General features: G+C 68.9%; 22 protein-coding genes. 8 read left to right on the top strand and 14 right to left on the bottom strand.

Features of this window, described 5'->3' with window-relative positions:
* Nucleotides 1-90: 90 nt before the first annotated feature.
* Complete coding sequence (locus tag HWX08_RS20140; protein ID WP_006481526.1) at nt 91-555, bottom strand: Lrp/AsnC family transcriptional regulator; 465 nt, start codon at nt 553-555, stop codon at nt 91-93.
* Nucleotides 556-811: 256 nt separating this feature from the next.
* On the opposite strand from HWX08_RS20140, the gene HWX08_RS20135 reads away from it, so the two are divergent.
* Nucleotides 812-1,354 carry a Spy/CpxP family protein refolding chaperone gene (locus HWX08_RS20135; RefSeq protein ID WP_069256737.1) on the top strand — a complete coding sequence of 181 codons (543 nt, stop codon included), beginning with the start codon at nt 812-814 and terminating at the stop codon, nt 1,352-1,354.
* 134 nt (nt 1,355-1,488) lie between these two features.
* Nucleotides 1,489-1,920 (top strand): PGDYG domain-containing protein, encoded by a 432-nt coding sequence (locus HWX08_RS20130; protein WP_107309765.1) that lies wholly within the window; start codon nt 1,489-1,491, stop codon nt 1,918-1,920.
* A 42-nt stretch (nt 1,921-1,962) separates the two neighbouring features.
* Here the strand turns inward: HWX08_RS20130 and HWX08_RS20125 are convergent, their stop codons facing one another.
* The 8 genes from HWX08_RS20125 to HWX08_RS20090 form a co-directional block, all read right to left on the bottom strand.
* Entirely contained in the window at nt 1,963-2,325 is a 363-nt protein-coding gene (locus HWX08_RS20125) for a DUF3022 domain-containing protein (RefSeq protein ID WP_069256739.1), read from the bottom strand.
* Nucleotides 2,326-2,338: 13 nt separating this feature from the next.
* Nucleotides 2,339-3,127: a YhfC family intramembrane metalloprotease gene (locus tag HWX08_RS20120; protein ID WP_069256740.1), complete on the bottom strand. Its 789-nt coding sequence runs from the start codon at nt 3,125-3,127 to the stop codon at nt 2,339-2,341.
* A gap of 54 nt (nt 3,128-3,181) precedes the next feature.
* On the bottom strand, nt 3,182-4,225 hold the full coding sequence (locus tag HWX08_RS20115; RefSeq protein ID WP_174921934.1) for a LacI family DNA-binding transcriptional regulator: 1,044 nt from the start codon (nt 4,223-4,225) through the stop codon (nt 3,182-3,184).
* 390 nt (nt 4,226-4,615) lie between these two features.
* A complete protein-coding gene (locus HWX08_RS20110) occupies nt 4,616-5,581 on the bottom strand; it encodes a 2-hydroxyacid dehydrogenase (protein WP_174921935.1) in 966 nt (321 codons plus the stop codon).
* A gap of 4 nt (nt 5,582-5,585) precedes the next feature.
* Nucleotides 5,586-6,866: an MFS transporter gene (locus HWX08_RS20105; protein WP_069256743.1), complete on the bottom strand. Its 1,281-nt coding sequence runs from the start codon at nt 6,864-6,866 to the stop codon at nt 5,586-5,588.
* A 259-nt stretch (nt 6,867-7,125) separates the two neighbouring features.
* Nucleotides 7,126-8,118, bottom strand: coding sequence for a sugar kinase (locus HWX08_RS20100; RefSeq protein ID WP_174921936.1), 993 nt, complete (start codon nt 8,116-8,118; stop codon nt 7,126-7,128).
* Between the two features lie 28 nt (nt 8,119-8,146).
* Entirely contained in the window at nt 8,147-8,911 is a 765-nt protein-coding gene (locus HWX08_RS20095; RefSeq protein ID WP_069256744.1) for an apurinic/apyrimidinic endonuclease family protein, read from the bottom strand.
* 163 nt (nt 8,912-9,074) lie between these two features.
* The gene (locus HWX08_RS20090) at nt 9,075-9,968 is read right to left on the bottom strand and encodes a LysR family transcriptional regulator (RefSeq protein WP_174921937.1); all 894 of its coding nucleotides are present in this window, start codon (nt 9,966-9,968) and stop codon (nt 9,075-9,077) included.
* A 112-nt stretch (nt 9,969-10,080) separates the two neighbouring features.
* Here HWX08_RS20090 and HWX08_RS20085 point away from each other — a divergent pair, with 112 nt between their 5' ends.
* On the top strand, nt 10,081-11,148 hold the full coding sequence (locus tag HWX08_RS20085) for a YeiH family protein (RefSeq protein ID WP_069256746.1): 1,068 nt from the start codon (nt 10,081-10,083) through the stop codon (nt 11,146-11,148).
* A 103-nt stretch (nt 11,149-11,251) separates the two neighbouring features.
* Entirely contained in the window at nt 11,252-12,985 is a 1,734-nt protein-coding gene (locus tag HWX08_RS20080; protein WP_208454957.1) for a ClcB-like voltage-gated chloride channel protein, read from the top strand.
* A 51-nt stretch (nt 12,986-13,036) separates the two neighbouring features.
* On the opposite strand, the gene HWX08_RS20075 is transcribed toward HWX08_RS20080, so the two are convergent.
* On the bottom strand, nt 13,037-13,657 hold the full coding sequence (locus HWX08_RS20075; RefSeq protein ID WP_107309757.1) for a TetR/AcrR family transcriptional regulator: 621 nt from the start codon (nt 13,655-13,657) through the stop codon (nt 13,037-13,039).
* 186 nt (nt 13,658-13,843) lie between these two features.
* Between HWX08_RS20075 and HWX08_RS20070 the strand changes: the two genes are divergently transcribed.
* The 4 genes from HWX08_RS20070 to HWX08_RS20055 all read left to right on the top strand — a co-directional run bounded on the left by HWX08_RS20070 (nt 13,844) and on the right by HWX08_RS20055 (nt 20,819).
* A complete protein-coding gene (locus HWX08_RS20070; protein ID WP_069256749.1) occupies nt 13,844-14,953 on the top strand; it encodes an efflux RND transporter periplasmic adaptor subunit in 1,110 nt (369 codons plus the stop codon).
* Nucleotides 14,950-18,096, top strand: a complete 3,147-nt coding sequence (locus tag HWX08_RS20065) for an efflux RND transporter permease subunit (RefSeq protein WP_174921939.1) — start codon at nt 14,950-14,952, stop codon at nt 18,094-18,096. The genes HWX08_RS20070 and HWX08_RS20065 overlap by 4 nt, the downstream gene beginning before the upstream one ends.
* Before the next feature lie 2 nt (nt 18,097-18,098).
* Nucleotides 18,099-19,661, top strand: coding sequence for an efflux transporter outer membrane subunit (locus tag HWX08_RS20060; RefSeq protein WP_174921940.1), 1,563 nt, complete (start codon nt 18,099-18,101; stop codon nt 19,659-19,661).
* Between the two features lie 129 nt (nt 19,662-19,790).
* Nucleotides 19,791-20,819, top strand: a complete 1,029-nt coding sequence (locus HWX08_RS20055; RefSeq protein ID WP_174921941.1) for a MerR family transcriptional regulator — start codon at nt 19,791-19,793, stop codon at nt 20,817-20,819.
* Nucleotides 20,820-20,912: 93 nt separating this feature from the next.
* Here HWX08_RS20055 and HWX08_RS20050 read toward each other — a convergent pair whose 3' ends face one another.
* The 4 genes from HWX08_RS20050 to HWX08_RS20035 all read right to left on the bottom strand — a co-directional run bounded on the left by HWX08_RS20050 (nt 20,913) and on the right by HWX08_RS20035 (nt 23,089).
* Nucleotides 20,913-21,626, bottom strand: a complete 714-nt coding sequence (locus HWX08_RS20050; RefSeq protein WP_174921942.1) for a hypothetical protein — start codon at nt 21,624-21,626, stop codon at nt 20,913-20,915.
* Nucleotides 21,601-21,825 carry a helix-turn-helix domain-containing protein gene (locus HWX08_RS20045; protein ID WP_069256753.1) on the bottom strand — a complete coding sequence of 75 codons (225 nt, stop codon included), beginning with the start codon at nt 21,823-21,825 and terminating at the stop codon, nt 21,601-21,603. Before HWX08_RS20045 ends, HWX08_RS20050 begins: the two co-directional genes overlap by 26 nt.
* An 8-nt stretch (nt 21,826-21,833) precedes the next feature.
* The gene (locus tag HWX08_RS20040; RefSeq protein WP_174921943.1) at nt 21,834-22,394 is read right to left on the bottom strand and encodes a DUF2975 domain-containing protein; all 561 of its coding nucleotides are present in this window, start codon (nt 22,392-22,394) and stop codon (nt 21,834-21,836) included.
* 164 nt (nt 22,395-22,558) lie between these two features.
* Nucleotides 22,559-23,089, bottom strand: a complete 531-nt coding sequence (locus tag HWX08_RS20035) for a M949_RS01915 family surface polysaccharide biosynthesis protein (RefSeq protein ID WP_069256755.1) — start codon at nt 23,087-23,089, stop codon at nt 22,559-22,561.
* Nucleotides 23,090-23,135 lie beyond the last annotated feature (46 nt).

The raw sequence follows: 23,135 nt of genomic DNA, 5'->3' as shown, positions 1-23,135 counted from the left end.
CGCCGTTGATCCAGACACCCGTAACGCAACGAAGCCGGTACCGCACATGCGCTTGCGCCGTCCGTCATGCGCAGTGCCGCATGCAACGGCTCAGCCGCCGATCGTCCCGCGATCGATCTTGCGCGACAGGATGATCGACGTCGTCGTGCGCTCGACGCCTTCGAGCGTGCCGATCTGGTCGAGGAGGTCGTTGAGCCGTTCGGGCGAATCGGCACGCAGCCACGCGACGTAGTCGTACTCGCCGCTCACCGCGCACAGCAGCTGGACTTCCGGCATCCGGTCGAGCTTGCGCAAGACGTCCTTGCCGAACTTCGGCGTGAGGATGATGCCGACATACGCGTAGATGCTCGCGTCGAGCACGTCCTGCCCGAGCCGCACGCTGTACCCGGCGATCACGTTGGTGCGTTCGAGCCGCGCGATGCGGGCGACGACCGTCGTGCGCGCAACGTCGAGCTGGCGCGCGAGATCCGCAACGCTGGCCCGTGCATCGGCCTGCAGCAGCGCGACGAGTTGCCGGTCGAGATCGTCGAGTTGGTCGAGGCGGGGTGGACGCATGAGCCTGGGCCGGAGCATGACGTACCGGCTGAGTGGAAGGTGACGCGATGATAGCGCCGAACGCCGGGCCGCCCAAACCGCATCGCCGGACGCCGACACGAACCTTTCAATTTCGATTCGTATCGGATGTAAGCAAGTGTCGCATTCACTGTCGCGCCGCACGCAACGTGCTACTAATAGCGGGCGACGCGAGAAGCGCGCCCAGCGGCGATGGCCGCCGCGCCCGCTCGCACGACACCACCCCGGAGAGCCAATCATGAAGAAAATCTCGCTCACCCTCGCTACGCTCGCCGTTGCAGCCAGCGCGTTCGCGCAAACCCCGGCGCCGCAGGCGTCCGCCCCGGCCGCGACGGCCGCCGCGTCGGCCCCGAGCGCCGAGCAGCGCGCGGCGCGGCATGAAGCGCGTATCGAGCAGCGCATCAAGTACCTGCACGACCAGTTGAAGATCACGTCGGCGCAGGAACCGCAGTGGAAGACGTTCGCCGACACGATGCGCGAGAACGGCGACACGATGGGCCGCCTGTATCGCGAACGGATGGCCAAGCACGACGTCTCGGCGATCGACGACATGAAGCAGTATGCGGAACTGTCGCAGGCCAACGCCGACGGCGCGAAGAAGCTCGCCGACGCATTCGCGCCGCTCTACGAGAGCTTCCCGGCCGACCAGAAGGCCCTGGCCGACACGACGTTCCGCAGTTGGCTGCACCACGGCGGCGAACACCGCGGCAAGGGCAAGATGAAGGGCAAGGAAGGCAAGGCGGCAGCCGCGCCGGCCGCGAGCGCACCCGCGCAGCCCTGACGTCCGCCCCGCCGGCGCCGTGCCGCCCGTCCGGGCCGGCCGGCGCCGCGCCCCTTCCGGCGGCCGGCGCGTCACACGGCGCGCCGGATTCGAGATAAGCTCCCGGCTTTTCCCGCTTTCCCGCCCTCCCCGCCATGCTCGAACTCAAGCACATCGACCTGCAATCCGATCCGCAGGCCCGTCGCGTCGTCAAGGACGAAACCGTCACCGTTGCGTTCGCGCAAGCCGACGGCGAACTGATGAGCCTCGAAGGCCCGAACCGCTACGTGGCGGGCGATGCGCTGATCACCGGTTCGACCGGCGACCGCTGGGTCGTGTCCCGCGCACGCTTCGACGCCAAATACCTGCCCGCCGATCCGGCACTCGCGCACGGCACGCCGGGCGCCTACCGGAACCGGCCGGCCGTCGTGCTCGCCCGCCGGATGGACGAGCCGTTCACGATCGCCCGCTCGGAAAACGGCGACACGCTGCGCGGCGTCGCCGGCGACTGGGTGATGCAGTACGCGCCCGGCGACTACGGCGTCGTGCAGGCGCAGCGCTTCGCGCAGGTCTACCGCGACGCGTAAGGCAAGCGCGGCAGCGCGCCGGCATTGCGCCGGCGCGCACGGTCACGCGAAGTCTTCGTCGAGTTCGAGTTCAGCGTCGCGCTCGACGGCCTCGCCCGCCGCGTGCCGCTCCTCGAGCGATCCGAGCATCGCTTCCGTATAAGCATGCAGCACCGCATGGCTGCGGGCGCGCTGCATCGGCTTGAGCGCCAGATAGCGCGCGAGCGCGGCCGGCACGATGCGGATATCGAGCGTCATGCGCTTCGGCGTCGAGCCGAAACGCATCGCGAGCCACTGCACGGACAGGAACCGCCCGCGCGCGTCGCTGCTCTCGGTGAAACGCGTCTGCTCCGGAAAGAGATCGCAGATCACCCGTGCGAGCGCGTCGAATTCCGCGCTCTGGCATTCGATCAGGTAGTCGTCCATCGCGTGTCTCCCGTCAGGCTGCCGATTGCGACGGCCGGCACGTCTTCACCAGCACGACGACCAGGATCGCGGCCAGCATGAAATACGCGGCCTCGACCCAGCCGGCCGGCAGCACGCGCAACTGGTACAGCAGCGCCGGAACGGCCGCGAGCGCATGCAGCACGATCGCGAGCGGCAACACGCCCGCGCGGCCGGCGCGCACGCCGCGCCAGACCAGCACCGACAGCGCAAGCTGCAGCACGAACGCCGCGCAGCGTTCGAGCAGCAACAGCAGGACCGACTGCGCGGACAGCGTCGCGAGCATCACGTGCAGCCGCACGACGGTATCGCCCGGCAGGTCGGCGAGTTGCGTTTCGAGCTGGCCGCGGCTCGCGAGCCACGCGAGATACGACCACTGGCCCCACACGAGCACGCCGATGAACCACGCTTCGGCGCCGCCGTGACCGATCCCGTAGCCGATTCCGCGGCTGTCGCCGGCCGACGGGCCGTAGCGGCGGCTCAGGAAACGCATCCCGAGATAGCGGCCGACTTCCTCGAACACCGCGGTCGCGAGCGCGCTGTACGCGACAAACGCGAGCGGCTGCGTCAGCCAGCCGTCCGGCGGCGTCCGGCTCAGCACGAGCCCGTGGAACGCACGTTCGGCGATCATCGCAAACAGCGTGAAGACGGCCACGCCGACGATCGTGTCGCGGCGGTTCAGCGCGAGCGGCTTGCGCAGGAATCGGTAGAGGACGAGCGGCAGGAGCGCGATGATCAGCGTGGCGGCGATCAGCACCGCCAGCGTGACGGGAGCGACAGTCATGTATTTCCTTGTTCGGGGCAGCGCACCCGGCGCGCTGCGTGCCCCGCATGATACTCAGCTTGCGGTCGACGCGCGCACAACCAGCTCGCCCGGCAGCAGCGACGCGCGTACGTCGCCCGCCGCGCCGTCGATCCGCTCGTGCACGAATTCGACGGCCTTGTAGCCGATTTCGTAGGTCGGCTGGCGGATCGTCGTGATGCCGATCAGCTCGGCCCATTCCGGATCGTCGATCGACAGCAGTGCCACCTTCTGCTGCCATGCGGCGCCGAAACGCGCGCGCAGGTGCCGCGCGATCGCGAGTGCGACCGGCGCGTTCGCGGCGAACAGCGCCGCACGCACGCCGCGCCGCGCCGCGTCGTCGATGCGGACGTCGACGTCAGCGAGCGCCGCCGCGGCCGCATCGGGCTCGTTCAGGTCGAGCACGACCGTCGACGGCACCGTCAGCCCGTGCGCGCCGAGCGCTGCGCGGAACGCGGCTTCGCGCAGACGCCGCGAGCTGACGCGCTCGAACGGCTGCACGACGAAATGGATCGAATCGAAGCCGTGTTCGATGAGGTGCGCGAGCGCCGTCTCGATCGCATCGGCGTTGTCGAGGCCGATCAGGTCGGCCTCGAAGCCCTCGACGGTCCGGTCGACGAGCACGGCCGGGATGCCGGCGCCTCGCAGCGGGCGCAGCACGTCCTCGTCGGCGCCGAGCGCGTTGACGATCAGCCCTTCGACGCGGTAGGTCGTGAGCAGTTGCAGGAAGCGGCGCTCCATCTCGACTTCGTTGGCCGCGTGACAGATCAGCGGCATGTAGCCGAGCGCATGGCACGCGGCCTCGACACCCTGCAGCACTTCGACGGTATAGGGATTGGTCAGGTCGGCCGCGAGCATGCCGAGCAGCCGGTTGCGGCCGCGTTTGAGGCCGCGCGCCATCTGGTTCGGCCGGTAGTTGAGCCGGGCGATCGCCGCTTCGATCCGCTGACGCAGATCGGCGGACAGCACGTGCGTCTCGCCGTTCAGGTAGCGCGACACGCTGGTTTTGCCGGTGCCGGCTTCGCGGGCGACATCGCTGATCGTCGCCGGACGCGTCGTGGTTGGTTGCGAATCGGTCACTGTCGTGCCTCGCGACGTACGATCCGCGCCGCTTCGTGAGCAGACGGACCTTTGTTGTTGGAAACGTAAGCCACCCGGTGGAATCTCCTGTCGATCGGCGTTGGCGCCTCAGCGCTTGCGCCGATCCCCTGCTTCGCGATCGACCCGCGCCGGTGCGTCGGCACCCGCCCCGGTCGCGTGCAAAAGCAATCGGCCGCACCGGATCTGGCGCGGATACCCGCCGCGGGACGCCGCCGGCCGCGTTGCCCGGCGCGTCGATGCGACGCGCGGGGATCATAACGCAGCCGGCCCTCCGGCACCAAGACCGTCGACTCTAACGAAGCCGGGCCGCCGCCGGCCGGGCGCCGACCGGTGGTCAGGCTACCCCGTCGGCCCGCCGCCGGCCGACGCTCAGGCGCGCGCGAGCGCGTCCGGATTGACGAGATTCGTGCGCAGCGTGCCGGCCAGCGCGCCGACCAGGTTTTCCGCGGCGCAGCGCGCCATCGCGTGACGCGTCTCGTGCGTCGCCGAGCCGATATGCGGCAGCGCGACGACGTTCTTCATCTGCAGCAGCGGCGAGTCCGCCGCCAGCGGCTCTTGCTCGAACACGTCGAGCCCCGCGCCGCGGATAGTGCCCGCACGCAGCGCGTCGACCAGCGCGGCTTCGTCGACCACCGGCCCGCGCGATGCGTTGATCAGGATTGCGCCGCGCTTCATCTTCGCGAATTCGGCCGCGCCGATCAGGTGGCGCGTTTCCGGCGACAGCGGCACCTGCAGGCACACGAAATCCGACTGCGCGAGCAGCTCGTCGAGCGTGACGCGCCGTGCGCCGTATTGCGTCTCGGCTTCGGCATGGGCGGAGCGGTTCGCGTACAGCACCTGCATCCGGAAGCCGAGCGCCGCGCGGCGCGCGACCGCGCCGCCGATCCGCCCCAGCCCGACGATGCCGAGCGTCTTGCCCTGCACGTCGGTGCCGTACAGGTCGGGGCCGATGCTGTGATGCCAGTGGCCGGCCTTCACCCACTCGGCCAGCTCGACCACGCGCCGCGCGCACGCGAGGATCAGCGAGAACACCGTATCGGCGGTCGACTCGGTCAGCACGTCCGGTGTATGCGCGAGCACGATTCCGCGCCGCGTGAGATCCGCGACGTCGAAGTTGTCGTAGCCGACCGAGATCGTCGACCACGCCTTCAGCCGCGGTGCGCGGTCGAGCATCTGCGGCGTGACCTTCAGGCTCGCGCCGATCGCGCCGTCCGCGTCGCCGAGCGCATCGGCGAGGGCGGCGGCGCCATCGGCCTGCACGACGTCCGCATGCTCGCGCAGGTACGCGAGGACGTCATCGGGCAGCGGCTTGTACGCGACGATACGGGGCTTCATCGTTTCATTTTCCTTGCAGCGGCGCCGCGAGCGAATGCGTGTCGCGCGGCTGGGGTTTGACGGACAGCGTGAGGATCACCGCGGCGACGAGCGCGGCGCTCATGAAGGCATACGACGCGACGGGCGAGCCGGTCGCGCCGTTCAGGTAGCCGACGAAGTACGAGCCGACGAACGAGCCGAGCGCGCCCATGCTGTTGATCAGCGCCATCGCGCCGCCGGCGACGTTCTTCGGCAGCAGTTCCGGCACGATCGCGAAGAACGGGCCGTACGGCGCGTACATCGCGGCGCCGGCCACGACCAGCAGCGCGTACGAGATCCAGAAGTGCGACGAACCGAGTGCGTACGACGCGGCGAACGCGGCCGCGCCGATCAGCAGGAACGGCCACACGAAGCCCCGGCGCGAACCGACCTTGTCGGATGCCCACGACGCGGCGAGCATCGCGATCGTCGCGGCAAGATACGGCAGCGCGGACAGCCAGCCGGTCGCGACCATCCCGAGGGCGGAGCCGTTCTTGACGATCGACGGCAGCCACAGCACGAAGCCGTACACGCCGATGCTCCAGCAGAAATACTGTGCGCACAGCTTGATCACGGCCGGCGAGCGGAACGCCTCGCCGTAGTTGCGCACCGGCTTGATCGCGGCCTGCTCGGCCGCGAGCGCGGCGTCGAGGTCGCGCTTTTCCTGCGCGGTGAGCCACGGCGAATCGGCCGGCTTGTCCTGCACGAGAAACCACCAGCACACAGCCCAGATGACGGCCGGCACGCCTTCGGCGATGAACATGTGGCGCCAGCCGAATTCGTGCACGAGATAGCCCGACACGATCGACATCCACAGCACGGTGACCGGGTTGCCGAGGATCAGGAACGTGTTCGCGCGCGAGCGCTCGTTCTTCGTGAACCAGTTGCTGATGTAGATCAGCATCGCCGGCATCACCGCTGCTTCGACGACACCGAGCACGAAGCGGATCACCATCAGCGACGGGATGTTGCTGACCACGCCCGTGAGCGCCGCGCAAGCGCCCCACAGGATGAGGCTGACGAACACGAGCTTCTTCACGCTGCGGCGTTCCGCGTAGATCGCGCCGGGAATCTGGAAGAAGAAGTAGCCGAGGAAGAACAGCGCGCCGATGAGCGACGACAGGCCCTTGCCGATCCCGAGGTCCTGGTTGATGCCGGCCGCGGCCGCGAACCCGTAGTTCGCGCGGTCGAGGTAGGCGAGGCTGTACGTGATGAAGACGATCGGCATGATCGTCCACCAGCGGCGGGCAGCGAGTGTATTGGCCATCAGAATGTCTCCTTGTCGATCCAGGTTGGTGCTTTAGCACTTGCCTGGACCCATGCTTCGCGGTCGATCCAGGTTGGTGCTTCAGCACTTGCCTGGACCCCATGCTTCGCGATTCATCCAGTTCAGTGCCTCAGCCCCTGCCTGGACCCCATGCTTCGCAATCGACCCGAACGAACGCGTCAGCGCCCGCCCCGGCCCCGTACCTTGCCGTGCGCATGCACGACGAAATGAGTCCGCGGATTGTGCCGTGTCCGGCCTCTCATTGCGCGGCGAAGGTTTCCTCTAAGCGATCGGCGCGATTGCTGACGTTTTCGAGTCGGTCGAGCGCCGCGCGAGTCGGCAGCCCTTCCGAGTCGCCGATCACCTGGATCGCCAGCGCGCCGATCCGGTTGCCGCGCGCCACCGCCTGTTCGATCGTCTTGCCCTCCAGCAGCGCGCTGACCACGCCAACCGCGAAGCCGTCGCCCGCGCCGACGGTGTCGACGACGTTCTGCACGCGCTCGCCCGCCACCGTGCCGTCGCGGCCGTCGGCCGTCCGGTAGTACGCGCCTTCGGCGCCGAGCTTGATCACGACGCCGCGCGCCCCTTGTGCAAGATAGAAGCCCGCGATGTCGGCCGGCGTGTCGTGCCCGGTCAGTTGCCGCCCTTCGGCGATGCCCGGCAGCACCCAGTCCGCGAGCGACGCGAGCGCGTTCAGCGTCTTCGCCATCACGTCGGCGGACGGCCACAGCGTCGGGCGCAGGTTCGGGTCGAACGAGATCGTCCTGCCCGCCGCGCGTATTTCGCGCGCCAGCTTGAATGCGAGCTCGCACGACGTCGCGGAGATCGCCGGCGCGACGCCCGTCAGGTGCAGGTGGCGCGCGCCGAGCACGTAGTCCGCCACGTAGTCGTCGCACGACAGGTGGCTCGCGGCCGAGCCCTTGCGGAAATATTCGACGGTCGGGTCGCTGCCGTCGTCGTTGCGCGACTTCAGCTGAAAGCCGGTCGGGTAACGCGGGTCGACGCTCACGCACGACGCGTCGATCCCTTCGCGCGCCAGCGTGTCGAGCACGTAGCTGCCGAACGAATCGCGGCCGACACGGCTCATCCAGCCCACCCGGAAGCCGAGCCGCGACAGGCCGATCGCGACGTTCAGGTCGGCGCCCGCGATCCGCTTCGTGAATTGCCCCGCATGCGCGAGATGGCCGGGATCGTTCGCGACGAACATCGCCATCGCTTCACCGTAGGTCACGACATCGAGTGCTGCTTTCATGAATGCATTCTCCAGGATCGTTCTGCCGTCACGCGGCGGCGAGCCACGCGACCCGCCGGCACGCGTCGCCCGCCAGATCGGCCGCATCGAACGGAAACTCGATGCCGCGCGGCGCATGCCGCGGCAGCACCGCGAGCACGCCGGTCACGAGCGGGTCGTTCGGGGCCGGCGCGACGGCGAAACGGCGCGCGCCCTCCCCCTCGACGGCCTTGCAATGAATGTATTCCACATGCGGCGCGAGCACCTGCGCGCAATCGAGCGGCGCTTCGCCCGGCCACTGCCAGTTGCCGATGTCGAAGGTCATCCCGAGCGCATCGGGCGTGCCCGCCGCGGCCAGCGCATCGAACAGCCCGCGGAACTGCGCCAGCGACCCGCCCACCGGCAGTTGCCCGTTCTCGACCACCACGCGGGCCCGCGCGCCGCGCGACAGCGCGACGATGTCGGCCGCGTGCGCGTCGCCGGCGAAGCCGCCGAGCTGGAATTTCACGAAACGCGCGCCGAGCGCGTCGGCTTCCGCGAGCGCGCCGCGCAATGCATCCGCATCGAGCGCGCCCGTTTCCGTGTACAGGTTGGCCGGCGTCGAATAGACCGACCACAGCCCGTGGCCGGCCAGTTGCGCACCGAGCGCGGCCAGCGCGCCGGGCGCCGCCGCATCTTCCGATGCGAACAGCTCGCGCCGCACCTCGAAACCCGTTGCGCCGGATGCCGCCGCGGTCGCGACGAATGCACTGTGGCCCTCCTGACGCACGCGGTCCATCCCGAATGCGCTCGCCACGATCACGATGTCTGCCATTTTGCCCTTTTTCACCGGAATGGAACCGGTTCCATTTGCTTGAGACGGATGGTGCGCCTCGCGTCGGGCCCACGCCATAGAGGAAATCCCTAAGACGGGGCAACGACGCGAATGTGCACCGAAATGGCGCGCATCGCGCGTGCCCGGGCCCGGCTGCGGCCGCTCACGCGACGTCGTGCGCGAGGCTCATTTCGAGAAATTGCGCGGCGACCCGCGACGGCGCGCCGCCGTGCGGCACGAGGATCGAGAAGTGACGTGCGAGCGGCGCGGGCGCGAGCGAGCGCAGGACGAGCGCGGCATCGTCGTGACGCAGCGACATCGCGGACACGAACCCGACGCCCATCCCGGCGCGCACCGCTTCCTTCACGGCCTCGACGCCGGCGATCTCGAACGCGACGCGCATCGGTGCGGCGCCCTGCGCGAACGCGCGCTCGACGAGTTGCCGCACGGCGGAGCCCGCCTCGCGCAGCACGAGCGGATGGGTCGCCAGCGCGTCGAGCGTGACCCCCGACGCATACTCGGGCGCGGCCAGCGGGTGGCCGCACGGCACGATCGCCACGATTTCGTCCTCGCGCCATGGGTGCACGGCCGTGCCCGGGGGCAGCGCCTCGCCGGGCGGCCCCTCGATCATCGCGATGTCGAGCGACGGCAGCGCCGCGACCACGTCGGCCGTGTTGCCGCTCATCGTCTGGATCGCCACGCGCGGCGCGCGCGGCTGGAACGCCGCGATCAGGTACGGCAACAGGTAGCTCGCGGGCGTCGTGCTCGCACCGATGCGCAGCGTGCCGGCCTCGAGGCCGCGCACCGCGTCGCGAAACGCACGGGCCTGCGCGAACAGCTCGCGCTGCGCCTTCGCGTACTGCGCGAGCTGTTCGCCGACCGGGGTCAGGCGGATGCCGCGGCCTTCGCGCTGGTACAGCGGCTCGCCGAATTCGTCCTGGAGCAGCCGCAACTGGCCCGACACGGCCGGCTGCGACAGATGCAGCGCCACTGCGGCGCGGCTGATGTTCAGGTGCTCGGCGACGGCCGCGAACGTTATCAGTTGATCCGGGGTCATGGGGATAAATTATCGGCTTTCCGGATAGTTTACGTCACAAATCACAATTTTTCATATCGATATAACGAAATTAGGATTACAGCATCGCAACACGCTCCATCACGGTACTTCCATGTCCACTGCCCCGACTCCCCATCTCAGCCCCGCCGCGCCGTCGATGCGCGGCCAGTTGAACGGCGTGCTGTTCGTCGCGCTGTTCGCCGCCGCCGTCACGAGCCTGTCCCAGCTTCCCGCAATCGCGGGGCTCGGCCTGTCGCCGCTGATCGTCGGCATCGTCGCCGGTGCGCTGTACGGCAACGCGCTGCGCGACGGCATGCCGGCCAGCTGGGCGGCCGGCGTCAATTTCTCCGCGCGCAAGCTGCTGCGCATCGCGGTCGCGTTCTTCGGGTTGCGCGTGAGCCTGCAGGAAATCGCGCAGGTCGGGCTGCCGGGCCTGACGGTGTCGGTGCTGGTGGTCGTCAGCACGCTCGTGATCGGCACCTGGGCCGGCATGAAGATCATGAAGCTCGACCGCGACTCCGCCTTGCTGACCGCCGCAGGCAGCGCGATCTGCGGCGCGGCCGCCGTGCTCGCGTTCGAGTCGACGCTGCAGTCGAAGCCGCACCAGAGCGCGATGGCCGTGGGCAGCGTCGTGCTGTTCGGCACGCTGTCGATGTTCCTGTACCCGATCGCGTATCACGCCGGGCTGCTGAACCTCGATCCGGCCGGCCTCGGCCTGTTCTTCGGCGGCACGATCCACGAGGTCGCGCAGGTGGTCGGCGCGGCGAGCGACATCAGCCCGCAGGTCGCGCACGTCGCGACGATCGTCAAGATGACGCGCGTGATGCTGCTGGTTCCGGTGCTGCTGGTGCTCGGCTGGTGGCTCGCCCGCTCGGCGCGCGCCACCGCCGGCGGCGCGCAAGGCAAGCGCAAGGTGGCCGTGCCGTGGTTCGCGCTCGGTTTCCTCGGCTTCGTGATCGTCAACTCGCTGAACGTGCTGCCCGCCGACGTCACGCACACGCTGAACGTGCTCGACACCTTCGCGCTGACGATGGCGATGACGGCGCTCGGCATCGAAACCCGCGTCGCGCAGATCCGCGCCGCCGGCCCCCGCGCATTGATGACCGGCCTGATCCTGTACGTGTGGCTGATCGCCGGCGGCTACGGGATCACCTGGGCCGTGCAGCACTGGCTTGGCTGAATTGCCCGCCCGTGACACTTCGCGCGCCGCGCCCGACGGGACGATCCCGCGGGCGCGGCGCAGTGCTATGCTTCGCGTCGTTTTCCATCGCCCTCTTTCAGCCGTGCTCTCGTTCCTGCTGAAGCTGCGCACTCGCGCCAAGACGCTGTTCCGCCTGTCGGACGCCCATACGATGCTGATCTGGTCGGCCATCGTCGGCGTCGGCGGCGCCTTTGCCACGATGGCGTTCCGCGAAGGCATCGACCTGATGCAGCACCTGATCTCCGGGCAAAGCGGCAGCTTCGTGCAGATGGCCAGGCGCCTGCCGTGGTACGTGCGCTTCTGGATGCCGGCCGCGGGCGGCTTCCTCGCCGGCTGCGTGCTGCTGCTCGCGACGCGCGGCGACAGGCAGGCCGCCAAGACCGACTACATGGAATCGGTCGCGCTCGGCAACGGCGTCGTGCCGGTACGCCAGAGCCTGTGGCGCAGCGTGTCGTCGCTGCTGACGATCGGCAGCGGCGGCTCGATCGGCCGCGAAGGCCCGATGGTGCAGCTCGCGGCGCTCGCCGCGTCGCTCGTCGGCCGCTTCGCGCACTTCGACCCGCCGCGCCTGCGCCTCTTGGTCGCGTGCGGGGCGGCGGCCGGCATCACGTCCGCGTACAACGCGCCGATCGCCGGCGCGTTCTTCGTGTCGGAAATCGTGCTCGGCACGATCGCGATGGAGAGCTTCGGGCCGATGGTCGTCGCGTCGGTCGTCGCGAACATCGTGATGCGCGAATTCGCCGGCTACCGGCCGCCGTACGAGATGCCGGTGTTTCCGGCCGTGACCGGCCCCGAGGTGCTGCTGTTCGTCGTGCTCGGCGCGCTGTGCGGCGTGCTCGCGCCGCAGTTCCTGCACCTGCTCGATGCGTCGAAGAACCAGTTCAAGCGGCTGCCCTTGCCGCTGCCCGTGCGGCTCGCGCTCGGCGGCCTCGTCGTCGGCGTGATCTCGATCTGGATTCCTGACGTATGGGGCAACGGCTACAGCGTCGTGAACCACATCCTGCATTCGCCGTGGACCTGGCAGGCGCTCATCGCGGTGCTCGTGTTCAAGGTGATCGCAACCGCCGCGACCGCCGGCTCGGGCGCGATCGGCGGCGTGTTCACGCCGACGCTGTTCGTCGGCGCGGTGTTCGGTTCGCTGTTCGGGCTCGCGATGCAAGCGCTGTGGCCGGGCCATACGTCCGCGTACTTCGCGTATGCGATCGTCGGGATGGGCGCGTTCATGGCGGGCGCCACGCAGGCGCCGCTGATGGCGATCCTGATGATCTTCGAGATGACGCTGAGCTACCAGGTCGTGCTGCCGCTGCTGGTGTCGTGCGTGTTCGCGTATTTCGTCGCGCGGGCGACGGGCACGACGTCGATGTACGAAATCACGCTGCACCACTACCAGGACGCGCAGGAGCGACTGCGGCTGCGCACCACGCAGATGCGCGAGCTGATCCAGCCCGCGCAGACGGTCGTGCCGCTCACCGCGAGCGTCGCCGACATGACGCGCGTGTTTCTCGAATATCCGGTGAAGTACCTGTACGTGACCGACGACGCCGGGCGCTTTCGCGGCGCGGTCGCGCTGAAGGACATCACGTCCGACCTGCTCGACAAGCGCGACACCACCGACAAGACGGCCGCGCACTACGCGCACACGCCGTTTCCCCTCCTCACGCCCGACATGCCGCTCGCGACTGCGCTCGAACGCTTCATGGCGTTCCAGGGCGAACGCCTGCCGGTGATCGAAAGCGAAGCCGAGCCGACGCTCGCGGGCGTCGTCTACAAGACGTCGCTGCTCGACGCGTACCGGCGCATGACGGGCGAGCGCTGACCGGGCGGCACGCCGCCGGCCGCGCGAGCGCGGCTCAAGCCGAAGGCCGCCTCAGTCCGGCGCGCGCCCGAGCACGACCCGCGCGAAGAACCCGGCGAGCACCGACTCGGCCACCTCGGCCGATACGTGCTGCGGATCGGCCGTGTAATACGACTGCACACCGTCGCACAGGCACATCAGCCCGAACGCGAGCGTCTCCGCCGGCAACAGCAGCGGCGTGCCCGCGCGTTCGGAAAAGCGCCGGATGAATTCGGCCATCTGCAGCCGCTTGCCGTGCAGGAACTGATTGAAGCGCACGCGAAACTTCGCGTCGCGCGCCGCCTGCAGCTTCGCCTCGCCCCACAGCAGCGAATATTCGTCGTCCTGGAACAGCGTCCGGTAATACGCGAGCGCCATCGACTCCATCTGCTCGCGCGACCCGCCCCCGTCGAAGATCGCCTGGAAGTCGGCCTGCACCTCCGCGTGATCGCGCTCCAGCAACTCCAGCAGCAGTTCCGACTTGCTGCGGAAATTCGAATAGAACGCGCCGCGCGTATAGCCGGCCGCCGCCGCGATGTCCTCGACGCTCGCGGCGACATAGCCTTTCTTCAGAAAAATACGATGCGCGGCATTCAGCAGACGTTCGCGCGTCTGGTCCCTGCTCTGCTCGCGGGTTAAGCGCTGTGGTTTCATGCGGCGCAGTCTAGCACCCTTTACCTTTCGGATTCATCTTTGCATTCAGATACAGGTGTGTATTAGAATTCGCCACAGTTTCTGAAAGAAGGTGTCCGCGCGTCCGTGCCGGCGCCGCTCGGGGCAAGCGCGCGCCGCGCTTGCCGGCCTCGTTACGCTCTCGCTCTCACCTCATCTGGGGGTTTCGTGAATCGCTCCGGTTCCCGCGCCGCGCTGCTGGTCGGCGCTGCGCTCGTCCTCGCCGCCTGTCATCCGAAAGAAGCCGCGCCGCCCGCCCCGCGCCCCGTCGTCGCGCTGCCCGCTCATGCCGACGGCGCCGCCGTCGCCAGCACGCTGCCCGGCGAGATCCAGCCGCGCTATGCCACGCCGCTGTCGTTCCGCATCGCCGGCAAGATCATCGAGCGCAAGGTGCGCCTCGGCGATACGGTCAAGGTCGGCCAGGTCGTCGCGTTGCTCGATCCGTCCGACGTCGAGAAGAACGCCGCGAGCGCGCAGGCGCAACTCGATGCCGCGACCCACAGCCTCGCGTTCGCGAAGCAGCAGCTCGACCGCGATCGCGCGCAGGCCCGCGAAAACCTGATCGCGACCGCGCAGCTCGAACAGACCGAGAACAGCTACACGTCGGCGTTGGCCCAGCACAACCAGGCGCAGCAGCAGCTCGCGCTCGCGAAGAACCAGCTTCGCTACGCGACGCTCGTCGCCGATCATGCGGGCACCATCACCGCGGAACAGGCCGATACCGGCCAGAACGTGTCGGCCGGCCAGCCCGTCTACCAGCTCGCGTGGTCGGGCGACGTCGACGTCGTCAGCGACGTGCCCGAGGCCGCGCTCGCATCGCTCGCGCCCGGCCACGCGGCTACCGTCACGCTGCCGTCGCTGCCGGGCCGCCGGTTCGCGGCGAAGGTGCGCGAGATCGCGCCGGCCGCCGATCCGCAAAGCCGCACCTACCGCGTGAAGCTCACGCTCGCCGCGCCCGATCCGTCGATCCGGCTCGGGATGACCGCCGACGTCGCATTCGCCGGCGCGCCGGCCGCCGGCGATGCATCGCCGATCACGCTGCCCGCCACCGCGCTGTTCCACGACGGCGCGCATCCGGCCGTGTGGGTCGTGCGCACGAAGGACGACACGCTCGAGTTGCGCCGCGTCGACGTCGCCCGCTTCAACGAGCGCACGGTCACCGTGTCGCACGGGCTGCAGCCCGGCGAGCGCGTCGTGCTGCAGGGCGTGCACACGGTCAGCGCGGGCGAGAAGGTACGCGCGATCGCGCCGTTGCATCCGGAGGACTTCGCATCGTGAGCGTTTCCTACGAAGAAGGCCGCTTCAACCTGTCTGCATGGGCGCTGCGCCACCAGGCGCTGGTCGTCTACCTGATCGCGCTCGCGACGCTCGCGGGCATCCTCGCGTACACGCGCCTCGCCCAGTCCGAAGACCCGCCGTTCACGTTCCGCGTGATGGTGGTCCGGACGTTCTGGCCGGGCGCGAGCGCGCGCCAGGTACAGGAACAGGTGACCGACCGGATCGGCCGCAAGCTGCAGGAAACGCCGGCCATCGACTTCCTGCGCAGCTATTCGCGCCCCGGCGAATCGCTGATCTTCTTCACGATGAAGGATTCGGCGCCCGTGAAGGACGTGCCCGAGACCTGGTACCAGATCCGCAAGAAAGTGGGCGACATCGGCTATACGCTGCCGCCCGGCGTGCAGGGTCCGTTCTTCAACGACGAATTCGGCGACGTCTACACCAACATCTGGACGCTCGAGGGCGACGGCTTCACGCCCGCGCAGCTGCACGACTACGCCGACCAGTTGCGCACCGTGCTGCTGCGCGTGCCGGGCGTCGGCAAGGTCGACTATTTCGGCGACCCCGACCAGCGGATCTTCATCGAGGTGAACAACGCGCAACTCACGCGCCTGGGCATCTCGCCGCAGCAGCTCGGGCAGGCGATCAACGCGCAGAACGACATCTCGTCGGCCGGCGTGCTGACGAGCGCCGACGATCGCGTGTTCGTGCGGCCGAGCGGCCAGTTCGACAACGTCGATGCGATCGCCGATACGCTGATCCGCATCAACGGCCGCACGTTCCGCCTCGGCGATCTCGCGACGGTCAGGCGCGGCTACGACGATCCGGCCGTCACGCAGATGCGCGCGAACGGCCACGCGGTGCTCGGCATCGGCATCACGATGCAGCCGGGCGGCGACGTGATCCGGCTCGGCAACGCGCTCGACGCCGAATCGAAGGACCTGCAGGCGCAACTGCCGGCCGGCCTCAAGCTGACGCTGGTATCGAGCATGCCGCACGCGGTCGCGCATTCGGTCGACGACTTCCTCGAAGCCGTCGCCGAAGCCGTCGCAATCGTGCTGGTCGTGAGCCTCGTGTCGCTCGGGCTGCGCACCGGGATGGTGGTCGTGATCTCGATCCCGGTCGTACTCGCGGTCACCGCGCTCTTCATGTATCTGTTCGACATCGGGCTGCACAAGGTGTCGCTCGGCACGCTCGTGCTCGCGCTCGGGCTGCTCGTCGACGACGCGATCATCGCGGTCGAAATGATGGCCGTGAAGCTCGAACAGGGTTACACCCGCGCACGCGCGGCCGCGTTCGCGTACACGAGCACCGCGTTCCCGATGCTGACGGGCACGCTCGTCACGGTATCGGGCTTCCTGCCGATCGCGCTCGCGAAATCGAGCACCGGCGAATACACGCGCTCGATCTTCGAGGTGTCGGCGATCGCGCTGATCGCGTCGTGGTTCGCGGCCGTCGTGCTGATCCCGCTGCTCGGCTACCACCTGCTGCCCGAGCGCAAGCGTCACGCGCACGAAGCGCACCTGCCGGACGACCACGAGCACGACATCTACGACACGCGCTTCTACCGGCGGCTGCGCGGCTGGGTCGACTGGTGCATCGAGCGGCGCTTCGTCGTACTGCTGATCACCGGCGCGCTGTTCGTCGTCGCGCTGATGGGTTTCTCGCTGGTGCCGCAGCAGTTCTTCCCGAGCTCCGACCGCCCCGAGCTGCTCGTCGACCTGCGGCTGCCCGAAGGCGCGTCGTTCGCGGCGACGCTGCGCGAAACCGAGCGCCTGGAGAAAGTGATCGACAAGCGCCCCGAGATCGATCATTCGGTGAACTTCGTCGGCAGCGGCGCGCCGCGCTTCTACCTGCCGCTCGACCAGCAGCTTCAGTTGCCGAACTTCGCGCAGTTCGTGATCACCGCGAAGTCGGTGAAAGATCGCGAGAAGCTCGCGACCTGGCTCGAAACCACGTTGCGCGAGCAGTTCCCGGCCGTGCGCTGGCGGCTGTCGCGGCTCGAGAACGGGCCGCCCGTCGGCTATCCGGTGCAGTTCCGCGTGAGCGGCGACAGCATCGCGACGGTGCGCTCGATCGCCGAGAAGGTCGCGGCGACGATGCGCGGCGATACGCGTACGGTGAACGTGCAGTTCGACTGGGACGAGCCGGCCGAGCGCTCGGTGCGCTTCGAGATCGACCAGAAGAAGGCGCGCGAGCTGAACGTCACGTCGCAGGACGTGTCGAGCTTCCTCGCGATGACGCTGTCCGGCACGACCGTCACGCAGTACCGCGAGCGCGACAAGCTGATCGCGGTCGATCTGCGCGCGCCGCGGGCCGATCGCGTCGATCCGGCGAAGCTCGCCGGCCTCGCGCTGCCGACGCCGAACGGCCCGGTGCCGCTCGGCTCGCTCGGCCGCTTCGAGCCGACGCTCGAATACGGCGTCGTGTGGGAGCGCGACCGCCAGCCGACCATCACCGTGCAGTCGGACGTGCGCGCCGGCGCGCAGGGCATCGACGTCACGCATGCGGTCGACGCGAAGCTGAACGCGCTGCGCGCGCAGTTGCCGGTCGGCTATCAGATCAACATCGGCGGCTCGGTCGAGGAAAGCGCCAAGGCGCAGAAGTCGATCAATGCGCAGATGCCGCTGATGGCGATCGCGGTGTTCACGCTGCTGATGATCCAGTTGCAGAGCTTCTCGCGCGTGCTGATGGTCGTGCTGACCGCGCCGCTCGGGCTGATCGGCGTGGTCGCGACGCTGCTGCTGTTCGGCCAGCCGTTCGGCTTCGTCGCGATGCTCGGCGTGATCGCGATGTTCGGGATCATCATGCGCAACTCGGTGATCCTCGTCGACCAGATCGAGCAGGACATCGCGATCGGCCACGGCCGCGTCGACGCGATCATCGGCGCGACCGTGCGGCGCTTCCGCCCGATCACGCTGACGGCCGCGGCCGCCGTGCTCGCGCTGATCCCGCTGCTGCGCTCGAACTTCTTCGGGCCGATGGCGACCGCGCTGATGGGCGGCATCACGAGCGCGACCGTGCTGACGCTGTTCTACCTGCCCGCGCTGTATGCGACGTGGTTCCGCGTGAAGCGCGACGAGCGCGACCCGCACGACGGCCCGCCGCCCGGCGGCACGCCGGCCGCGCCGTCGGGAGCCTGACCATGGATCGATCGATGAACCTGAAAACCCAAGCCGTCCGGGCGCTCGCGGCGGCGAGTCTCGCCGGCCCGCTCGCGGGCTGCGCGTGGTTCGCGCCGAGCGGCGAGCCGCCCGCGATGCCGTCGCCCGCGCACTACGGCGCCACGCCGCAAGTGCAGCAGACCGTGTCCGCGCAAGGCGTCGCGCAACAGTTCGAAGTGGGCGCGCAGCCGGTGCCCGACTGGTGGAAGCAGTACCGCTCCGACGCGCTGAACGCGCTCGTCGACGAAGGGCTGCGCAACAGCCCGACGTTGAGCGCGGCATCCCACTCGCTCGATGCCGCGCGCGAACAGTTGCGCGGGCAGATCGGCAGCTCGCTGCTGCCGTCGATCGACGCGGGCGGCCAGGCCGCGCGCCAGCGCGCGCTCGGCGTGCCGATTCCCGCGCTCGGCGCACCGACGCTGCTGTACGACACGTTCGTCGGCCAGCTGCAGGCGAGCTACACGATCGACCTGTTCGGCGCGTCGCGTTTCGCGAACCGCGCGCTGGCGCGACGCGTCGACGTCAGCGCGTTCCAGCTCGAATCCGCGCGGCGCGCGCTGGCCGCGAACATCGTCACCGCGTCGATCACCGTGTCGGTGCTCAATGCGCAGATCGAGACGACCGAGCGGCTCGTCGCGCTCGCCAACGCCCAGGCGCACGATGCCGAACGCCGCTACGCGCTCGGCTCGGCATCGCGCAGCGACGCGCTGAATGCGCGGCAAAGCGCCGACACGTTCGCGGCCAGCCTGCCCGCGCTGCGCCAGCAACGCGACTCGGCGCGTCATGCTCTCGCGGTCCTGGTCGGCCGCACGCCCGACCGGCCGCCGGCCGACCTGGCGCTTACCGATCTGCACCTGCCCGAACAGGTGCCGGTCGTCGTGCCGTCGGACCTGCTGCGAAGCCGCCCGGACATCCAGGCGGCCGACGCGGGGCTGAAGGCGGCCGCGGCCGAAGTGGGCCTCGCGACCGCGCAGCTGTTCCCGCAGTTGTCGCTGTCGGCCGCGATGGGCAAAGGCGGCTTCAGCTGGCCGACGATGCTGTCGGGCGCCGGCGCGATCTGGAACGTCGGCGCGTCGCTGAGCCAGCCGATCTTCCACGGCGGCGCGCTGCTCGCGCAGCGCCGCGCGGCGAAGGCGACCTACGAGGCCGCCGTCGACCAGTACAGGCAGGCCGTGCTCGGCGCGTTCCAGAACGTCGCCGATTCGCTCGCGGCGCTCGAGCACGATGCGGAAGCGCTCGATGCGTCGTCGCGCGCCGCGCTGTCCGCGCGCGGCGCCTATGACGACGCGGCGGCCCGCGTGCGGCTCGGCGCGCTGCCGCCGTCGGCTGCGCGCGCCAGCGAGCTGCAGTACCGCAATGCGCGGCTCGACGAGATCCGCGCGACCGGCGCGCGGTTCGCGGACACCGCGCGGCTTTATCAGGCGATGGGCACACCGCCGGTGGACACCGGCGACAAGTCCGGCAACGCCGGCCGCGCAGCCGACGACGCAACCGGCCGGCACGCACACGCCGCCGCGCCCGACGCCACGCCCTCGGCGCAATGACCCGCCCCTCCGACCGGACGCGCGTGCGGCGACCCCGCGCGCGTCCGGTCGCCGATTTCCGATCTTCCGCTTGACCCTCACGTAGCGTAACGTTCGAGACTCCAGTGTGCGTACCGAATGGAGGAACGAATGCGACTGAAAGTGGGAGAACTGGCGAAACGCAGCGGGCTGACCGTCCGCACGCTTCATCACTATCACGCGATCGGTCTGCTGACGCCTTCGGCGCGCGCCGACAACGGCTACCGGCTGTACGACCGCCACGACATCGCCCGGCTCCACCAGATCCAGGCGCTGCGTCGCTTCGGCCTGTCGCTCGCCGAAATCGGCGACCACCTGAACCAGCCCGACACCCCGCTCGTCGATATCGTCGCGAAGCAGATCGCACTGCTCGACCGTCAGCTCGCGCAGACCACGCAGCTGCGCGAGCGGCTCGTGAGCCTGCATGCGCAGCTCGCCGCGGGCACGGAGCCGGAGCTGGCCGACTGGCTCACCACACTGGAGTTGATGACCGTGTACGACAAATATTTTTCCGAGGAAGAACTCGCGCGCCTGCCGATGTACCAGAAAAGCCAGGCTGGCGACGCCGAATGGATCGCCCTCATCGACGACGTCCGCGCGCTGTACGACGCGGGCGTGCCCGCCGAGGACGAGCGCGTGCGTGCGCTCGCCGGCCGCTGGATGGCGCTGCTCGTGCGCGACACGAACAACGATCCGCGGCTGCTGACGAAGCTGAACCTGATGCACGAGCAGGAGCCGGCAATGCAGTCGAAAATCGGCATTTCGACCGCGCTGCGCGACTACGTGCTGCGCGCGTCGGCGGAAACGAAGATGCGGATCTTCGAGAAGTATCTCGCACAGGACGAGATCCGCTTCATGCGCGCGCACTACGCCGACCGTGCGATGGAATGGCCGCAACTGATGGCCGACGTGCGCGACGCGATCGACGCGGGCGCGACGCCCGCTTCGCCGGAAGGCCGCGCGCTCGCGCAGCGCTGGCTCGAGCTGTTCTGCAGCTACGCGGGCCACGATCCGGCCACGCACGCGAAATTTCGTCACGCGATGATGAGCGAGCCGGCGCTGACGAAGGATTCGTGGGCCGACGACACGCTGATCGGCTTCGTGCGGGAGGCGATGGCGCAGCTTGCGCCGGCGCGTTGAGTGCGTTGAGTGCGTTGAGTGCGTTGAGTGCGTTGAGTGCGTTGAGTGCATGACGTTGCGGGCGGCAAGCGGGCTTCCCGCGTGCCGCCCGTTTCACCATTTGCAGCCGGTATCGCGAACCGCATCCAGTGCGAGCATCGGCAATGCCAGCAGGCCCGCACCCGAATACGCACGCCGACAGTCGGCGCGACGGGCATGCGTCATGCCGTCCGCCAGCCTCGCATCGACCGTCTCACGGCGCGCAGCCGCGCCGCCCGACGACGCGCCCAGCGCGCCCACCGCCGCCTGCGCCGGGCTACGCGCTGCCGCATGCCGAGAGCCGATCGCGTCGAGATCGCGGCGCCAGTCGAAATCGAGCCCCGACGCGATGCCGGGACGAGATTCGCGTCGGTCCGCGATTGCGCCGGCAAGCGCCTCGCGCTGCCGATGCGAAACGCCCGCCGCATCCGCAGACGTCCGCGTCGCCATGCGCGACGCTGCAACCGCGGCAAGCCGTTTCGTCGAAGGCGCGGCGCGCCCGACACCGCGCCCACCCGACCCTGGGCCGGTTCGCGTGGTGTCACGCACGCTCGCCACGGGCGCAGGCCGCGCCGGAATCAGCTCGACACGCAGCGCGACGCGGCGCGACACGCCGGCTGCCGGGCCGGCCGCCGTCGGTGTCCGTTGCAGCACGAACCATCCAAGCAGGTGAATCGACACGGAGACGGCAACGGCGACGGCCGCCGGGACCATGCGCCACCGACGCCGCCCCGCCACGTCGGCACTTCTCGGCTGCGACGGGTCAGTCCGGCTCGCCGCCGCCGTCATCGCTGAACGCGAGCAGGTCGCCGGGCTGGCAGTCGAGATAGCGGCAGATCGCGTCGAGCGTCGCGAAACGGATGCCCTTGACCTTCCCTTGCTTGAGCAGCGACAGATTCTGTTCGGTGATGCCGACGGCTGCCGCGAGATCCTTCGAGCGGACCTTGCGCGTCGCGAGCATCACATCGAGCTTGACCACGATCGTCATCGCGCGCCTCAGACGAACTGTCGATGTTCGGCATCGAGCTCGCTCGCCTGCCGGAGGATGTGCGCGATGACCGCAATGCAAGCCGCGGTGAACAGCGCGACCACATATGGCAGGCTGAAGCCGATGCTGACCACGCGATGGCCGACCGGCTCGCGCAGCGTCGCCCACACGGTCAGCAGCGGTTCACACAGCAGGCTGAGCAACACCCACAGCCCGATCGCACGGCCCGTCTTGCCGAGATGGCCGGCCGCTTGCGCGGAGAAATAATCGCGGCGCGCGTAGGTGCGGAACAGCGCGCGCAGATGGCGCAGGCCGTTCGCGAGCGCGATCAGCGGCACGCTCGACAGCAGGATGCCGACGGCCTTCTGCCACCACGGGAAGGCGGCGACGTCCACGTTCAGGTTCGACATCACCGAATCGGTGAGGCCGAATACGAGGCCGGGCCCGGAGGCCGCGTTCAATGACGGAAACGCCCAGCACGCGGCGTTGAGCACCAGCATGCCGACGATGAACCACAGCGTGACGGTGGCCATTTGCTGGCTGATACGAGCGATGCGATCGGAATGCATGCGAAATCCTCGACGGGGAATGAACACGCGTCGAGTGTACACCGACAATTATCGTAAAACGATAATTAATTGTTGTATTTTTATGATTTTCTGTCGCATGGCACGCTCAAGCTCGTCTCGACAGTCGCGTGTCGGACGCACCATCGCGATCGCCGAGCGCACGCCTATCGATAGTCGCGCACGCTGATCCCGCGCCAATGCTTCGTCATGTAGCGCAGAAACGCGGGTTGGGCTTTCAGGTCCGCATTCGGCACGGGCGCCGCGCCGCCGTCCATGAACTTGCCGTTGACCGTCACGGTTTCCTCGCCGCGCAGCACGTACTTCGTGCCCTGGTCGACCAGGAAGTACTTGACCTGGTCGGCACTGACGTCGCCGCGGCAGCCGATCTTGTACGCGAACAGGAACTGCTTGCGGCCGTTGCCGAGCAGGTCGCGCATTTCGATCGACGCGGGCACGACGTCGAGGATCACGTCGACCGGGCATGCCTTCACGTAGTCACGTACGGTCCAGTCGGGCCGGCCGTCGAGCGTCGCGGCCACCTTGAGTTCGACGTCGTCGCCGGATTCGGTCCTGGCGAGCGTCACCGCGTGTGCACCGGCCGCGTCGGTCCATGTGTATTGGGCGGCGGCTTGCGCCAGATTGCACAGCGCGGTGGCGGCAAGAAACAGACCGGGCGAAAGGAAGCGTGTCTTCATCGTTGACGTGGAGGCAGGATCGAACGCGCCATTATCGACAAAGCCG

Origin of the sequence: Burkholderia metallica, assembly GCF_902832845.1 — a bacterium.
In the GTDB taxonomy this organism is placed as follows: Bacteria; Pseudomonadota; Gammaproteobacteria; order Burkholderiales; family Burkholderiaceae; genus Burkholderia; species Burkholderia metallica.
Note: the sequence above shows the minus strand (reverse complement) of the source record. Positions and strands in the feature narration are given on the sequence as shown.

Coding starts and splice junctions, on each gene's coding strand:
- HWX08_RS20140 (WP_006481526.1), bottom strand. CDS start 555: ATGCGTCCACCCCGCCTCGACCAACTCGACGATCTCGACCGGCAACTC.
- HWX08_RS20135 (WP_069256737.1), top strand. CDS start 812: ATGAAGAAAATCTCGCTCACCCTCGCTACGCTCGCCGTTGCAGCCAGC.
- HWX08_RS20130 (WP_107309765.1), top strand. CDS start 1,489: ATGCTCGAACTCAAGCACATCGACCTGCAATCCGATCCGCAGGCCCGT.
- HWX08_RS20125 (WP_069256739.1), bottom strand. CDS start 2,325: ATGGACGACTACCTGATCGAATGCCAGAGCGCGGAATTCGACGCGCTC.
- HWX08_RS20120 (WP_069256740.1), bottom strand. CDS start 3,127: ATGACTGTCGCTCCCGTCACGCTGGCGGTGCTGATCGCCGCCACGCTG.
- HWX08_RS20110 (WP_174921935.1), bottom strand. CDS start 5,581: ATGAAGCCCCGTATCGTCGCGTACAAGCCGCTGCCCGATGACGTCCTC.
- HWX08_RS20105 (WP_069256743.1), bottom strand. CDS start 6,866: ATGGCCAATACACTCGCTGCCCGCCGCTGGTGGACGATCATGCCGATC.
- HWX08_RS20100 (WP_174921936.1), bottom strand. CDS start 8,118: ATGAAAGCAGCACTCGATGTCGTGACCTACGGTGAAGCGATGGCGATG.
- HWX08_RS20095 (WP_069256744.1), bottom strand. CDS start 8,911: ATGGCAGACATCGTGATCGTGGCGAGCGCATTCGGGATGGACCGCGTG.
- HWX08_RS20090 (WP_174921937.1), bottom strand. CDS start 9,968: ATGACCCCGGATCAACTGATAACGTTCGCGGCCGTCGCCGAGCACCTG.
- HWX08_RS20085 (WP_069256746.1), top strand. CDS start 10,081: ATGTCCACTGCCCCGACTCCCCATCTCAGCCCCGCCGCGCCGTCGATG.
- HWX08_RS20075 (WP_107309757.1), bottom strand. CDS start 13,657: ATGAAACCACAGCGCTTAACCCGCGAGCAGAGCAGGGACCAGACGCGC.
- HWX08_RS20060 (WP_174921940.1), top strand. CDS start 18,099: ATGGATCGATCGATGAACCTGAAAACCCAAGCCGTCCGGGCGCTCGCG.
- HWX08_RS20055 (WP_174921941.1), top strand. CDS start 19,791: ATGCGACTGAAAGTGGGAGAACTGGCGAAACGCAGCGGGCTGACCGTC.
- HWX08_RS20050 (WP_174921942.1), bottom strand. CDS start 21,626: ATGACGGCGGCGGCGAGCCGGACTGACCCGTCGCAGCCGAGAAGTGCC.
- HWX08_RS20045 (WP_069256753.1), bottom strand. CDS start 21,825: ATGACGATCGTGGTCAAGCTCGATGTGATGCTCGCGACGCGCAAGGTC.
- HWX08_RS20040 (WP_174921943.1), bottom strand. CDS start 22,394: ATGCATTCCGATCGCATCGCTCGTATCAGCCAGCAAATGGCCACCGTC.
- HWX08_RS20035 (WP_069256755.1), bottom strand. CDS start 23,089: ATGAAGACACGCTTCCTTTCGCCCGGTCTGTTTCTTGCCGCCACCGCG.